At 58.6% G+C, this 14,877-nt stretch carries 13 protein-coding genes; 4 read left to right on the plus strand and 9 right to left on the minus strand.

The window, feature by feature from the left end:
* Positions 1-79: 79 nt before the first annotated feature.
* Positions 80-1,393: a short-chain fatty acyl-CoA regulator family protein gene (locus QP904_RS08965; RefSeq protein WP_284835927.1), complete on the minus strand. Its 1,314-nt coding sequence runs from the start codon at positions 1,391-1,393 to the stop codon at positions 80-82.
* Between the two features lie 167 nt (positions 1,394-1,560).
* On the opposite strand from QP904_RS08965, the gene prpD reads away from it, so the two are divergent.
* The 3 genes from prpD to QP904_RS08980 are packed head-to-tail and all read left to right on the plus strand — an operon-like array spanning position 1,561 to position 5,176.
* On the plus strand, positions 1,561-3,072 hold the full coding sequence (gene prpD / locus QP904_RS08970) for a 2-methylcitrate dehydratase PrpD (RefSeq protein WP_284835928.1): 1,512 nt from the start codon (positions 1,561-1,563) through the stop codon (positions 3,070-3,072).
* Positions 3,072-4,004, plus strand: coding sequence for a methylisocitrate lyase (gene prpB / locus QP904_RS08975; RefSeq protein WP_284835929.1), 933 nt, complete (start codon positions 3,072-3,074; stop codon positions 4,002-4,004). The genes prpD and prpB overlap by 1 nt, the downstream gene beginning before the upstream one ends.
* A 14-nt stretch (positions 4,005-4,018) precedes the next feature.
* The gene (locus tag QP904_RS08980) at positions 4,019-5,176 is read left to right on the plus strand and encodes a bifunctional 2-methylcitrate synthase/citrate synthase (protein ID WP_284835930.1); all 1,158 of its coding nucleotides are present in this window, start codon (positions 4,019-4,021) and stop codon (positions 5,174-5,176) included.
* Positions 5,177-5,264: 88 nt separating this feature from the next.
* On the opposite strand, the gene QP904_RS08985 is transcribed toward QP904_RS08980, so the two are convergent.
* Genes QP904_RS08985 through QP904_RS08995 form a run of 3 tightly spaced genes read right to left on the minus strand, consistent with a single transcriptional unit; the run spans position 5,265 to position 7,160 of the window.
* Positions 5,265-5,948, minus strand: coding sequence for a transglycosylase (locus QP904_RS08985; RefSeq protein ID WP_284835931.1), 684 nt, complete (start codon positions 5,946-5,948; stop codon positions 5,265-5,267).
* 2 nt (positions 5,949-5,950) lie between these two features.
* A complete protein-coding gene (locus QP904_RS08990; RefSeq protein WP_284835932.1) occupies positions 5,951-6,805 on the minus strand; it encodes an ATP-binding cassette domain-containing protein in 855 nt (284 codons plus the stop codon).
* The gene (locus tag QP904_RS08995; RefSeq protein ID WP_200288180.1) at positions 6,792-7,160 is read right to left on the minus strand and encodes a GntR family transcriptional regulator; all 369 of its coding nucleotides are present in this window, start codon (positions 7,158-7,160) and stop codon (positions 6,792-6,794) included. The genes QP904_RS08990 and QP904_RS08995 overlap by 14 nt, the downstream gene beginning before the upstream one ends.
* Before the next feature lie 377 nt (positions 7,161-7,537).
* Here QP904_RS08995 and QP904_RS09000 point away from each other — a divergent pair, with 377 nt between their 5' ends.
* The gene (locus QP904_RS09000) at positions 7,538-10,969 is read left to right on the plus strand and encodes a pyruvate carboxylase (RefSeq protein WP_284835933.1); all 3,432 of its coding nucleotides are present in this window, start codon (positions 7,538-7,540) and stop codon (positions 10,967-10,969) included.
* A 170-nt stretch (positions 10,970-11,139) separates the two neighbouring features.
* On the opposite strand, the gene QP904_RS09005 is transcribed toward QP904_RS09000, so the two are convergent.
* The 5 genes from QP904_RS09005 to QP904_RS09025 form a co-directional block, all read right to left on the minus strand.
* Positions 11,140-12,246, minus strand: a complete 1,107-nt coding sequence (locus QP904_RS09005) for a DUF1648 domain-containing protein (RefSeq protein ID WP_284835934.1) — start codon at positions 12,244-12,246, stop codon at positions 11,140-11,142.
* 14 nt (positions 12,247-12,260) lie between these two features.
* The gene (locus QP904_RS09010; RefSeq protein ID WP_284835935.1) at positions 12,261-12,638 is read right to left on the minus strand and encodes a GntR family transcriptional regulator; all 378 of its coding nucleotides are present in this window, start codon (positions 12,636-12,638) and stop codon (positions 12,261-12,263) included.
* 141 nt (positions 12,639-12,779) lie between these two features.
* Complete coding sequence (locus QP904_RS09015; RefSeq protein WP_284835936.1) at positions 12,780-13,802, minus strand: ABC transporter permease; 1,023 nt, start codon at positions 13,800-13,802, stop codon at positions 12,780-12,782.
* Positions 13,799-14,380 carry an ABC transporter ATP-binding protein gene (locus tag QP904_RS09020; RefSeq protein ID WP_239208601.1) on the minus strand — a complete coding sequence of 194 codons (582 nt, stop codon included), beginning with the start codon at positions 14,378-14,380 and terminating at the stop codon, positions 13,799-13,801. The genes QP904_RS09015 and QP904_RS09020 overlap by 4 nt, the downstream gene beginning before the upstream one ends.
* Positions 14,381-14,420: 40 nt before the next feature.
* Entirely contained in the window at positions 14,421-14,864 is a 444-nt protein-coding gene (locus tag QP904_RS09025) for a hypothetical protein (protein ID WP_239208603.1), read from the minus strand.
* Positions 14,865-14,877: the final 13 nt, after the last annotated feature.

The following is a 14,877-nucleotide window of genomic DNA, read 5'->3' on the forward strand; positions in this document are numbered from 1 at the left end:
GCATATACTTTCCGGAAACCTACAGGTCAATCCGTGAAAATCCGCGATTCCGGACACACTTTTTGACCCTTAACCCTTGCTAGAAGGTGGAGTAGGAATGCTCGGCGGTGCGATTGAGCGAAACCTGGATGGGGCGATCTGCTTGTGGAAGGGCACGCTGGGGACAATGTTCACGCGGGCACGCGGTGCAACCAGGGCCGATAGGGGTGGCGGCGGATACATCTAGATTAAGAGCATCGGCGTAGACGATGCGGTCGGCCTCAGAGATATCGCAGCCTAAGCCCACGGCGAATTCCTTGCGTGGGGTGCCCCAGGATTTTGCGGTTCCTTGCACAAAGCGGCCTATCCACAGGTAGGCATGGCCATCTGGCATGGCGGCTACCTGGCGAGTGATGCGGTTGGGCGTTTCAAAGGCGCGGTGGACTACCCACAGCGGGCAAGAGCCTCCTGAGCGGGCGAAGTGGAAGGCGGTGGAGGATTGGCGCTTGGAGATATTCCCAGCGCGGTCAGTGCGGATGAAGGAAAAGGGAACGCCGTTAAGGCCTGGGCGCTGGAGAGTAGCCAAGCGTTGCGCGGTGGTTTCGAAACCGGTGCCAAAGTAGTTGCACAAAAGGTCGATATCGTAGCGGGTTTCCTCAGCCATCGAGAGGAACGGTTGATAGGGCATGGTGACCGCAGCAGCGAAGTATTGCGCGAGACCTAAAGTAGCTAATTCTTGGGCTTCGCCTGCCGGAAGTTCGGAGACGAGGTTATCGCAGACATCGCGGTAGGCAAGCAGGCAATATTGGAGCGCCATTTCAAAGACTAGCTGGGCTTCGGAGAGGCCGTCGCGAAGCGCAAGCTCTCGGGTGTCAGGGTTGAAGCTGCGGCGTGGGCCCGGCCGGGAAAAGCGGACGGTAACGCCAAGGTCCTCGTGCATGCGGGAAGCTAGGCGGCCACGGCGTAGCACCCGGTCACCGAGCTGGCCGGCGAGCTCTTCTGCCAGCACATCGAGCTCGTGAATGTAGTTATGGGCGTCGTAGAAAAAATCTCGAACGAGCTCAAAGGGGGAGCGCTCGCGCGCCGGAGCGCGGGTGGCGACATCGACGAAGCGTGGCATGAGCTCCGGAAAGCGCGAGGCGAGGTCGGCCAAGGAGTCTTCGGTGGCCTCGGGGAAGATCCGGCGCAGGTCGGTAATGGTGCGTGCATCGCGGTCGTTCGCAAAATAGCCGGGGTCCAGGTTAAAACGCTGGGCTAATTGCATAAGCACGGTGACGGTAAGCGGGCGCTGGTCGTTTTCGAGCTGGTTGAGGTAGCTGGTGGACAGCCCCAATTGTTTGGCCATCGCTACCTGTGTGAGTCCCCGTTGCTTGCGCAGTGCATGGATTCGTGCCCCCGCATAATGCTTGGTCATCGGTTGCTATGCCGCCTTTCACCGCCATGAGCAGTTGAAACCACAAACTTTGCAGATTTCACTGACTCATTCCGCTAGATTACACACACCATACTTATAGTGCGTACCACATTCAAGCATTTAGTGTGATCTACAACGCATTTACAGAGTGGAGGAGGATCCATCTAGTGAAGAACCACGAGGTAAGAACCCATAAATCCGCTGAGGATTTCCCCTATGAGGAGCACCTGGCGTACAAGGTGGCAGAAGTAGCCGCGGATCCGGTAGAGGTTCCCGCCGAGACCACCGATATGATCATCAACCGCATTATTGATAATGCGGCCGTGGGCATGGCGTCCGTAGCGCGTGGCCCGGTAACCTCTGCCCGCGTCATGGCTCAGGCACACCCAGTAACTAAGGGAGGCTCCACGGTATTTGGTGTGGATGGTACTTACTCGGCCGAATGGGCCGCGCTTGCCAATGGCACTGCAGTCCGCGAGCTGGATTACCACGACACTTTCCTGGCTGCTGAATACTCGCACCCCGGGGATAATATCCCACCGCTGCTTGCTACCGCCCAGCATAAGGGGCTGAGCGGCCGAGACCTTATCCGGGGCATCGCTACCGGCTATGAAATCCAGGTCAACCTCGTGAAAGGCATGTGCCTGCACGAGCACAAGATTGACCACGTGGCACATCTTGGCCCTTCTGTAGCCGCCGGTATCGGCACCATGCTTGGACTAGATAAGGACACCATCTACCAGGCGGTGGGCCAGGCACTGCACACCACTACCGCCACCCGGCAATCCCGTAAGGGCTTGATTTCCTCTTGGAAAGCCTACGCCCCAGCCTTCGCGGGAAAGATGGCTATTGAAGCCGTTGACCGGGCGATGCGCGGAGAAGGTGCGCCGGCGCCCATCTGGGAAGGCGAGGATGGATTCATCGCGTGGATGCTGCATTCGCCGGAGCGCACCTACACGGTCCCCTTGCCAGAACCTGGCGAGGAAAAGCGCGCCATCTTGGATACCTATACCAAGGAACACTCGGCTGAATACCAGGCCCAAGCGCCCATCGATATGGCCTTTGCGCTAAAGAAAACCTTGGCAGAAAAGGGCCTGCAGACTGCGGACATCGAGTCCATTGTTCTGCACACCTCGCACCATACGCACTATGTCATCGGTACCGGTGCCAACGATCCACAAAAGATGGATCCCTCTGCTTCTCGCGAGACGCTGGATCACTCCATCATGTACATCTTTGCCGTAGCCCTCGAGGATGGCGAGTGGGACCACGAGGCTTCCTATGCGCCCGAGCGCGCCAACCGCCCAGAGACCATCGAGCTGTGGCACAAGATTTCCACTGTCGAAGACCCCGAGTGGACCCGCCGCTATCACTCCAACGACCTGTCTGAAAAGGCCTTTGGCGGCAAGGCGGTGATCACCTTCAAAGATGGCACCGTGGTAGAAGATGAGCGCGCAGTTGCTGATGCCCACCCGCTGGGCGCGCGTCCTTTTGCCCGCGAGCAGTACATAGAGAAATTCACCAAGCTGGCGGCCGGCATCGTGGAGGAGGCCGAACAAGAACGTTTCCTGAATGCCGTACAGAACTTGGAAAACCTCACTGACCTGACCGAACTCAACGTTCGGGTGACTGATGCTCATGTGGCCAGCGCGCCTAAGAAACCGGAAGGAATCTTCTAATGGCAGGACTATTTGGCTCTTTAAAAACTGCCGCGGAAAAACGCCAGGATTTCCGCGCTCACCTTGAATCCAGCACCATCACCCGCTTGCCGGGCGCGTTCAATCCGCTGACCGCGCGCCTAATCCAAGATATCGGTGGTTTCGGCGGCGTTTATGTCTCCGGTGCGGTGCTGGCTAATGATTTGGGTCTTCCCGATATTGGCCTGACCACCTTGACCGAGGTAGCGCAGCGCTCCGGGCAGATTTCTCGTGCGACGGATTTGCCCGTGCTTGTCGACGCCGACACTGGCTTCGGCGAACCCATGTCGGCCGCCCGCACCATCGCCGCACTCGAGGACGCTGGCCTTGCCGGCTGCCACCTTGAGGACCAAGTTAACCCGAAGCGCTGCGGGCATCTCGACGGCAAAGAAGTGGTGGACAAAGACATCATGGTCCGCCGCATTAGCGCCGCGGTCAACGAGCGGCGCGACCCGAATTTCATTATCTGCGCCCGCACCGACGCCGCAGGAGTAAACGGCATCGATGATGCCATCGACCGTGCCAAGGCTTACGCCGATGCCGGAGCAGACCTCATTTTCACCGAGGCTTTGTACCGTCCGGAAGACTTTGAGAAATTCCGCGCCGCGGTGGATACCCCACTGCTGGCAAATATGACCGAGTTCGGCAAAACCGAGCTGCTCTCGGCGCAACAGCTAGAAGACCTCGGCTACAACGCGGTTATTTGGCCCGTCTCCTCCTTCCGCGTGGCTATGGGGGCGACCGAAGACTTCCTGCGCGATATGCAAGAAACCGGGATTCAAACCGATTGGCTCGAGCGCATGCAACACCGCTCCCGCCTGTATGAACTGGTGCGCTACGAGGAATACAACGACTTCGATCAATCCGTATTCACCTACTCCAAAGACACCTACCAGCCCACTTTCGAAAGCTAAGGAGATTTCCCACCATGTCTGATAAGAACCACACCCCCGAAATCCGCAAGGGCCTATACGGCGTCGTCGTCGATGAGACTGCCGTTTCTAAGGTCGTTCCCGAAACCAACTCGTTGACCTATCGCGGCTATCCCGTCCAAGAGCTGGCTCGCTACTGCTCCTTTGAGGAAGTGGCCTACCTGCTGTGGAACGGCAAACTACCAGGCCAAGAATCGCTTATCCGATTCTCCGCCCGCGAGAAGGCCCTGCGCCACCTAGAACGCCACGTCATCGACCTCATCATGTCCATGCCGCTCTCGTGTCACCCGATGGATGTACTGCGTACCGCCATTTCCTATATCGGTTCCCAGGACCCAGAGGAATACACCAAGGATTCCGAACATATCCGCCGCACCGCGCTGGAGCTTATGGCCAAGATTCCCACCATCATCGCGCTTGATATCCGGCGCCGCCGCGGCGAAGGCTACATCCAACCCTCCCGCAAGAAGGGCTTTGCGGAGAACTTCCTCTGGATGGTCTTCGGTGATGAGGAAGGCTCCCCAGCTACCAACCGTGCCGATATCGAGGCCTTTGATAAGTCCCTCATCCTCTACGCCGAGCACTCTTTTAACGCTTCTACCTTCGCAGCCCGCGTGGTGACCTCGACGATGTCCGATACTTATTCCGCCATCGTTGCGGCTATCGGCGCGCTCAAGGGACCCCTACATGGCGGTGCCAACGAGGCCGTGATGAAAAACTTCCTGGAGGTTGCCGATCCTGCCAAGGCAGAAGAGTGGACCAAAAACAAGCTGGCTAACAAGGAATTGGTCATGGGATTTGGTCACCGCGTCTACAAAAACGGCGACTCCCGCGTGCCAACAATGGAGGCAGCGTTTAAGGAGCTGGCCGAACAACACGACCAAACTCAGTGGGTTGAGATGTATGACGTCATGGCCAAGACGATGGAGGAAAATACCTCCATCAAGATCAAGCCCAACCTCGACTTCCCGGCTGGACCTGCCTATCACATCCTGGGCTTTGACATTGAATTCTTCACACCAATCTTTGTCATGGCCCGCATTACCGGTTGGACCGCGCACATCGTAGAGCAGAACGAGAATAACTCGCTTATCCGTCCGCTTTCCGCTTATAACGGCGAGGAGCAGCGTTCAGTTCCACCGAAGTCCTTCTAAAACGTGTCAGCTCCCCCAGATTCCGGCACCGTCAAGTTGGCCGGAGCGGGGGAGCCGACATTTCTGTCGTGGTTTTTCTGCAGTCGGGCTATGGCTGGATACGCCGCGCCAGGAGGTGAATTGCTGCGGTGCAGATAAGGACAGCTAAACCAGCGAAGAAAAACATGCCGGGCCATGGGGCGCCGATTTCTACAGCTCCAAATGATTCAGCGAGAGTAATCACGATGCCATCCGCTAGGAATAAGCCGATGATGATGCCGGCGATTAGCAGGAGCCGAACGAATAGGGAGCTTTGGTTTGCGCTACTTACTACCACACCGATGAGTGCGCCAATGTATCCGGTTATGAGGTGACCACAGGCGAAGCTACCGAAGGTTGCCACGTAGCAAAACGGAAGGCTGGCTTCTACTGCGCCGGGGGTGATTGCCCACGAAGAATTCGCGTACGCACCCGATTGCAGCGCGATGTAGTAAGCGGTCCAGGCGACGGCTCCAAAAATGAGCGCGGCTAGCCACAGTGTCGCGTGCATGCTGCTAAGCCATTGCCGGGGTCGCATCCCTAGGCTGCGCAAGGAACGGTATTCGGTTGCGGCGAAGGCACAGTAGAGTCCCCACATAAAGACTGCGAAGATTCCCCAGCCGGTTGGATTGGCGCCGATGGCAGTGGGATCGCTGGGGACGGCATACGGGAGGACCCACAGCAAAATGACGATGATGCTAATAACGATGAGCGCTTTGGTGGCGCTGAGGTTGAAGGTCTTAAGTAGCTTCATGACTAGGACTCCTCTTGTTGGGGGCGGGCGGATTCAAGGGCGTGGGAAACAAGGGAATCAATGAGCTGGCCGTCGTCGAGGTAGGAAACGGTGACGTGGGCGGCAGCTGCGGTATCCACTGGAAATGGTACTGGGGACCAGGCATGAACCTTGGTGGTCGACCCTAGGGAGGATTGGTGGAGGGGGAGGGCGTCGGCAAGTGCGAGGGCTTGCTCAACGTTCTTTGCGCTGCCGGTGAGCACGGGGTAATGCGGCCGCTGAGATTCAAGATCTGTGGGCTTATTGACTGTGCCTTCCTGCACGGTAATGACCTGGTCAACCAAACCTACGAGGTCTTCCGCTCGGTGGGAAGAAAGTACGAGCAGCCAATCCGGGGTGGCCGCGGCATGGGCGATGATGAGCTCTCGCAGGCGCGTCCGCGTCGGTGCGTCTAGGCCATTGAAAGGCTCATCGAGGAGGGCAACCGGAGTGCGCGCTGCCAGGGCAGTGGCACAGGCAACTAGCTGGCGCTGACCGGTGCTTAAAGAACGGTTCTTGTAGCGCTTATCGACGCCCAGACTATCCAAAAGCTCCTCCGCATACCCCACGTCGAATCCCTCTCGTACGTGCGCTGCGGCCCGCAGGTGCTGGACCACAGTAGAACCGGAAAGCAAGATATCGGCGCCGGTGCGCGCGATCGCCACCGACGAGGCGTCGATGTTGCCTTTGACGGGCAGGAACCCCGCTACCGCACGCAAGAGAGTGGTCTTGCCTGCGCCATTGGGGCCGATCAATCCGTACATACCGGAGTTGAGATCGAGGTGCGGTACGTGCAGGCGGTGTTTGCAGGTGACGTTCTGCAACTTAAGGTGCGTCATGATGGTCTCCTTCGGCTTCGATGAGGTCAGCGATGTCGCTGGCGCTTAATCCCAATGCGGCCCCTTCTTTCAGAAGGGGAACGATGAAGTCTTCCCTGAGTGATTCTTGGCGTTGACGGCGAACCTTCTCGCGCGCGCCTTCGCGTACAAACATGCCCAAGCCGCGGCGTTTTTCCAGCAGCCCTTCCTCGAAGAGGACGGTGAGAGCCTTGGCAGAGGTGGTTGGGTTGACGGAATGGAACGCGGAAAGCTCGTTGGTGCTGGGGGCGCGTTCGCCCTCTGGCAGTTCGCCACTGATGATCATGTCCCTAATCCCTCCTGCCAGTTGCTGGTAAATAGGCCGGGTGTCACTCATGCTGCGGCCCCTCTGATTCGTGGCATATGATTCCCTTTCCGGTGTATGGGTTAACCACCTATGTGGGTAACCATATAACGAAAGGTGCCCGCGGTCAACGGTCAGCGTGGTGTGAGGCGGAGCTGCGGTGTAATTGTGGGTGTCCCCGTTGTGTAAGTTGTTGAAACAAAAATTTGCAACATTTACAGAATCGCTAACCTTGTTATTACTGGTCGACCTGTAGAAATATCCGCAAGGCGGCTCCGTGGCTGGTAAGTGTGGCGAATTCGGCGTTAAAAAGGGCAGACATTTGAGGGTTAGCCCTCTAAACTGAGATGCGGATCACCCAACAGGAGGCGTTGCATCGCGGCGTCTTCCGAGCTGAAAGGAACACAGAAGTGGCTAATCCCGCGCTTCCATCGTTCAAAAAGATTCTGGTAGCCAACCGCGGCGAAATCGCCGTGCGTGCATTCCGCGCTGCCTTTGAAACTGGGGCAAAGACCGTCGCGGTCTACCCTCGTGAAGACCGTAACTCCTTCCATCGTGCCTTTGCAGATGAAGCCGTCCGTATTGGTACCGAGGGGCAACCGGTAAAGGCTTATCTCGATATCGATGAAGTTATTCGCGCCGCGAAGAAGGCGGAAGCGGATGCTATTTACCCCGGCTACGGTTTTCTTTCGGAGCGTGCGGATCTCGCTCGTGCCTGTGAGGACAATGGAATTAAGTTCATTGGCCCGACCCCATCCACGCTGGATTTGACTGGTGATAAGGCTGCAGCGGTAAGCGCGGCGAAGGAAGCTGGACTGCCGACGTTGCAGGATTCGGAACCATCGACGGACGTCGATAAGCTGGTGGAATACTCCAAGGATTTCAATTTCCCCGTATTCGTTAAGGCCGTCGCCGGTGGCGGCGGGCGCGGCATGCGCTTCGTTGAAACTGAAGACCAACTGCGCGAGAAGGCAGCCGAGGCCTCCCGTGAGGCGGAGGCCGCGTTCGGCGATGGCAGCGTCTACCTCGAGACCGCGGTAATCAAGCCACAGCACATCGAGGTGCAGATTCTGGCTGATAGCCAAGGCAACGTTATTCACCTCTTTGAGCGTGACTGCTCCGTCCAGCGCCGCCACCAGAAGGTAGTGGAAATCGCCCCAGCGCCGACGTTAGACCCAGAGCTGCGTGACCGCATCTGCCAAGATGCGGTAAAGTTCTGCGAACACATCAACTATGAGGGTGCAGGTACCGTGGAATTCCTCGTGGATGAGCGCGGCAACCACGTCTTTATCGAGATGAACCCGCGTGTGCAGGTGGAGCACACCGTGACCGAGGAAATCACCGGCGTCGACATCGTGAAGGCCCAGATGAATATCGCGGCCGGTGCCTCGCTGGAGGATATTCACCTCGCCCAAGACAAGATTTCCATCACCGGGTCTGCCCTGCAGTGCCGCATTACCACTGAAGATCCGAATAATGGTTTCCGCCCGGATACCGGTACGCTGACCGCGTATCGTTCGCCGGGCGGCGCTGGCGTGCGTTTGGACGGTGCAACCTCTGTGGGTGCAGAGGTATCGCCGAACTTCGATTCCTTGCTGGTAAAGATGACCTGTCGCGGCGTCACTTTCGAGCAGGCCGTGCAGCGCGCCCAGCGCGCGCTCAACGAATTCCACGTCTCCGGTGTGGCCACCAATATCGGCTTTTTGCGCGCCCTGCTGCGCGAGCCGGACTTCACTCAGACCCGTGTGGACACCGGCTTCATCAACGCACACCCGCACCTCCTCAAGGCACCGCCCGCCGTCGATGAGTCTGGTCGAATCCTCGAGTACATTGCGGAGACCACCGTTAATAAACCCAACGGCGAGCGCCCGACGGCACTTCGTCCCTTTGACAAGCTCCCCGAGCTGGACTCTTCTGAGCCGCTACCGCGCGGTTCCCGCGACGATCTGCTCGAGTTTGGGCCACAGAAGTGGGCAGAAAAGATCCGTAAGCAGCACGCACTCATGGTTACGGATACCACCTTCCGCGATGCCCACCAGTCCCTGCTGGCCACCCGCGTGCGTAGTACTGCGCTGGTTTCCGCCGCCGAGGCTGTCGCTCGCATGACCCCGAATCTCTTCTCCGTGGAGGCTTGGGGTGGTGCGACTTATGACGTCGCCATGCGCTTCCTCCACGAGGACCCCTGGGTACGCCTAGACATGCTGCGCGAGGCTATGCCGAACCAAAATATCCAGATGCTCCTGCGCGGCCGCAATACCGTGGGCTATACCCCATACCCGGATTCGGTCTGCCGCGGCTTCGTCCAAGAAGCAGCCAAGTCGGGCGTCGATGTCTTCCGCATTTTCGATGCACTTAACGACGTCTCCCAGATGCGCCCCGCCATTGATGCCGTCCTCGAGACCAATACCACCGTTGCTGAGGTGGCCATGGCGTACTCCGGCGACCTTTCCTCGCCGAAGGAGAACCTGTACACGCTGGATTACTACCTCAAGCTGGCCGAGCAGATTGTGGAGTCCGGCGCCCATATCCTCGCCATCAAGGATATGGCGGGTCTGCTTCGCCCTGAGGCGGCTTCCAAGCTAGTCATGGCGTTGCGCAAGGAATTCGATCTGCCAGTGCACGTGCACACGCACGATACCGCCGGTGGACAGATGGCCACTTACTATGCGGCTGCGCTCTCTGGTGCCGACATCGTCGATGGCGCCTCTGCGCCGCTGGCAGGAACCACCTCGCAGCCATCGCTGTCCGCGCTTATTGCCGCCTTCTCCCAATCCAACCGCGATACCGGCATCGACCTGCAGGCGGTTTCCGATCTCGAACCGTACTGGGAGGCCGTGCGCCAGCTCTACGCTCCGTTTGAGAACGGCATCCCTGGCCCGACCGGTCGCGTGTACAAACACGAGATTCCAGGCGGTCAGCTCTCCAACCTGCGTGCCCAAGCCGTTGCCCTTGGACTGGCGGATCGCTTCGAGATCATCGAGGACACCTATGCAGCAGTTAACGAGATGCTGGGCCGTCCGACCAAGGTCACCCCGTCTTCCAAGGTTGTAGGTGACCTTGCCCTGCACCTTGTTGGCGCGGGCGTAGATCCTGCAGACTTCGCCGCTAACCCGACGAAGTTTGATATTCCGGACTCGGTTAACCAGTTCCTCCGCGGACAGCTCGGTACCCCTCCTGGTGGTTGGCCGGAACTGCGCGATAAGGTGCTCGACGGTCGCGAGGCGACCGGCGCCCAAATCAGCGAAGTTCCTGCTGAGGAGCAGCCGCACCTCGAGTCCGATAATTCGGATGAACGCCGTGCCAGCTTGAACCGCCTGCTCTTTCCCAAGCAGTTCGAGGAGTTCAACGAGTTCCGCCGTAAGTACGGCAATACCGAGGCGCTGACGGATACCACCTTCTTCTACGGTCTGACTGAAGGCGAAGAAAAGGTAGTCCACTACTTCCCAGAAGGCTCCACCGATCGCGCCGATCTCAAGCAGGTCGTGGTGCGTCTCGACGCCGTGGGTGAGCCGGACGAAAAGGGCATGCGTAACGTCGTGCTCAATGTCAATGGCCAGATTCGCCCGATGAAGGTTCGCGATGAGAACGCCGAGTCCACCGTCGCCACCGTAGAAAAGGCCGACCCCTCCAACGAGGGACATGTCGCCGCACCATTCGCGGGCGTGGTCAATCCCACCGCCAAGCCTGGCGACGAGGTGAAGTCCGGCGACCAAATTGCCGTCATTGAGGCAATGAAGATGGAAGCTTCCATCTCCGCCACTAAGGATGGCGTGGTCGAACGCGTGGCCATTGGCCAGGCCACCAAGGTTGAAGGCGGCGACCTCATTGCCGTAATCAACTAATCAGCACACTCAAACGCCCCGCTTCCCTCGAGTAATCTCCAGGGAGCGGGGCGTTGTGGTGTCTAGCTGTGGTGAAAATCAACGATTTCGCCCATCCAAATGACCACAACCGTCGACGAAATCGGTGATTTAGATGGACAAAAATCGTGAGCCGGGGAGAACTAGACCTTTCAGCTGAGTATAAAAGGCAGCGCTATTGAGCCGACCAGAATGACAAACGTAATGACGAGGAAAGCTTTAGCCTGCCATCGAGCGTAGTTGAACGACATTCCCGTACCGAAGCGTTTATCCACTAGTACCGCCGGATCATCAGGGTTGTAGTACATGACGCCCCATTTATAGAGGTGGTCATTGTCCGGTGATTCTTTGTCTTCATCGGAAAAGTGAATGCCGCGCAATTGCTCGGATAACCGGGATTGCTTGTAGAAAATAAATACAACTAGGCCGATGCTGCCACCGATGGTGAGAATCAACATTGTGATGATCGCGGCGCTGTTGAAGCGTTGATAGTGCGGGATAGGGCCGGTTACCTGCATGAAGGCCGTCCCGGCGCTGATGAGCAGAGTGAGGACTCCCATTCCGGTGTTCGTCACGGCGAGGTTTGCTTCGTTACGCAGCCGCGCTTTAACGCTGCGCTCAGAGCGTGGGGATACCTCACTATGCGCGATAAAAGAGCAGATGATGGTGAATAGGCAGAGCATGCCTAGAGCGGCGAAAGAGGAGAAAAACACGCTCCCAATTGATTTGTCGCTCCAATTGTCTGCCTCCATGGATTCATTCCAGTGCACGGGAACGGGGTCAGGAATGGCGGACCAGTGGGAAGCGACGATGATTGCACCGGCCGCGATGCACAAAAGGGAAGCGAGCATGGTTACCCACGGAAAAGTCGGCGTAGGGAAGCCGTCGAAGTTGGGCGTGCCTATGGATTTGCGGGAGACACGGACAGCGATGCTGGTTTCCACCTCATCGAACCAGCCGCCAGCCTTTTTAGCGGCGATGATGCGGCGACGTTGGGAGATGTAGGCCCACATGCCACCGAGTGTCACCACGAGTGAAGGTACGGCGGCTAATAGTGGCAGTTTCCAGACAAAGAGGGACAGGACCGTTGCCGCGATGCCGCAGGTCCACGTGCGTACCTTGAATCCGGCGAGGGCAGAGGTAACTGCAGGATCGGAAAGGTGGGCCTTTGGTACGCGGACGCCGAGCGGGGTGCCAGGTGAGGCTAGGGAGGGGGAGGCGGCCATAATCCAGGTGATAACGAGGGTTGTGGCGGCCATTATAAGTGTGAAAATCATGACGATACTTCCAGGTCATTAAGGGTGGAGCTGAGTCGAGCGTGTAGCTCATCTGGGCTAAAGCCCTGTGCGCGGGCGAGTGCGACTACGCGGCTTAATTGCTCTTCTAGTTGTTTTTCTTGCGCGGCGGTGCGAGCACCAGGCCTGACGATGGATCCGGAGCGGCCGGCGGTTTCTACGAGACCCTCGGAAACCAAGAGGTCGTATGCCTTTTTCACGGTGGCAGGGTTAATGCCTATATCCTTCGCCACACGGCGGACAGGATCGAGCTTGTCGCCATCGGAAAGCTGTCCGCGAGCGATAGACAAAACGATTTCATCGTGAATCTGTTGAAATACGGGGACGTCAGATTCGGGGTTAAGGGTAATGAACATCTGTCACCTCCAATCTTTTTCTGTATTGCCTATAGTAACACAATCTGTGTTGCTAGTTGTAATACAAAATAAGATCCCAAAGAAACCCCAGGTATGTTTGACTTAAAGCAGTGACATACCTGGGGTGTTGAGGCGGGGAGACTAGAGGAAAAGGGCTACTGCGATGGCAGCAATACCGTAGCTCCCGCGCATGAAGTAACCGAAGACCTCGGGAGAGAAGGAGGCGCCGAAGCCGCCGGTATCGATGATATTCATGGTGGTCACGCGTGCGGGACGGGAGCGCTTAAAAGCGGCGTAGCTAAGCCCCAAACAACATGCTGCGAGCGTGAACAGGGACAGCTTCCACACGGTGGCGATGAAGGCGGTGCCAAGAACGGCAGCACCTGCGGTGGCAGCCAGCGGCAGCCCCCAGTCGGGCCAGGCACCATCGATGATGCGGCCGAACGAGGCGGCGCGGCCGGTGGCGGCGCCGACAATGGTCCATGCGGCAGCGAATCCAATGAGCGAAAGGCTGCCGAGCTGTGGTGCTAGCGCTAGGGCCAGCCCTATGACGGCGACCGCACCGAGGGGGATGTACCACCGGCGATACAGGCGCCGAGCAAAGAGGAGACTGAGCGAAGCCGTGGTATGCGAGCGCGGACGCAGGCGCGCGGATTGGGAGGCGATGGCATCGGCAGAAACCTCAGAATCCAGTAGCCCAAAGGAGGACGAGCCGATGGCACGGGTACGGCCCGCGCGGAGGAGCGAGGCGAGTTCGAAGGACCGCCAGCCGATGACAAACCGCAGCAGGGGGAGGGCTATCGCCGCATAGAGCGGAAGGTGCAGTGACGTGCACAGGGCAAGGCCTAGAAGGCTGACTCCGGTGAGCTGGGCAATAGACAGCTTATCGACGCCTCGCATGCGCCCCCGCGGTCTATCCGCATAAACCCAACGCCCGAGCGAAAGGCTGCGCAGCGGGTAGAGCGCCTCGAGGAGAACCATGAGAGCGAGCGAGCCGATTCCGGCGCCAATGATTGCGGTTGCGGGCAGAGCAGCGGCTGGACGCTGTGCTAGCGAAGGTAGAAGTTCTGCAGCATTGTGCCAGGCGTAGACGCTGACGCTCGCGATAAGTGCCGCGATGAAGGCGTAATAGATGGCTGAGGAGGCTGTGGAAAGAAGTTTCATGAGATCTCCACCACCTCGTCGCAGGCATCGAAGATGGCCGGAGAATGGGAAGCGAGCACCACACAGCGGCCATTGGCTGCCAGGTGGCGTAGCTCCTCGGCCAAGAAGGCGGTCCAGGTGCGGTCGAGGTGGCGTTCGGGCTCGTCGATAAGCAGGGCTTTGGCCGGCTGATAGAGCTGGGCCGCGAGGTAGACGCGCTGGCGCTGGCCCGAAGAAAGATCGCTGACCGCAGAACTCAGGATGGCTTGGTCGAGGGCCCAGAGCTCATGGATCTCGGTAAAGTCCACGCCGGTCCGGCGGGATAGCAAACTAAAGTGCTCACCCACGGTGAGATCGGGGAGGAATACTGGGTCCCCGACGGAGATAATGGAACCGGCCGCCTCCGCGCTACCGGGTGCGGCACCGTCGATGAAAACGGTGCCATTTAGTGGGGCAATCTCGCCGCTCAACGTCTGCAGCAGCGTAGATTTACCCGCACCATTCGGGCCTTTTAGGCCGTATACGCGACCGACATCAAAGCTGCGATTTAGGTGCCCCAAGGCGGCGGAATGTCCGTAGTCTGCATCTATTGTCAACATTGTTGCCAGGTTAGCAGACAGGCGGCTGGACCCTGGGGGGCTAAAAGCGGCGGAAGAATTTACCTGGGGCAAGCTCCTCGAAACCAGGCAGGGGCGTGGCCGAAGAGATACCGGGGGCGGTCTGCTCGGCCGCGAGGTCGATGGCGTTGTTAATGAGCAGGGTGCGGGCGGCTGGATCGTCGGTGGCGACGACGAGCTCGGGGATTTCTTCGGGATCGAAGGGGGTGAGCCAGGCGGCATCGTCAAGCGGGTGGGCCGAAGGATCGCCCAAGAAAGCTGGGCCTTTGTCAGCGGCGGGGTAGTAGCGCAAAAGCGCGGCGCCGCGGGGAGCAATGGTGGGATCCTCGTTCGCGGACATGGGCAAGGCGAGGACACCGCCGTCCACGATGGGGGACCACTCAGAGATATAAGAAGGGAAGAGGCCCGCGAGATAGTCGCGGTCCTCTTCTTTGGCCAAGCGCACGCCGAGGGAAGAAGCAGTCATTCTTCCAAGGCTA

The sequence above is a fragment of the Corynebacterium nasorum genome (genome assembly GCF_030229765.1).
GTDB lineage: Bacteria > Actinomycetota > Actinomycetes > Mycobacteriales > Mycobacteriaceae > Corynebacterium > Corynebacterium kefirresidentii.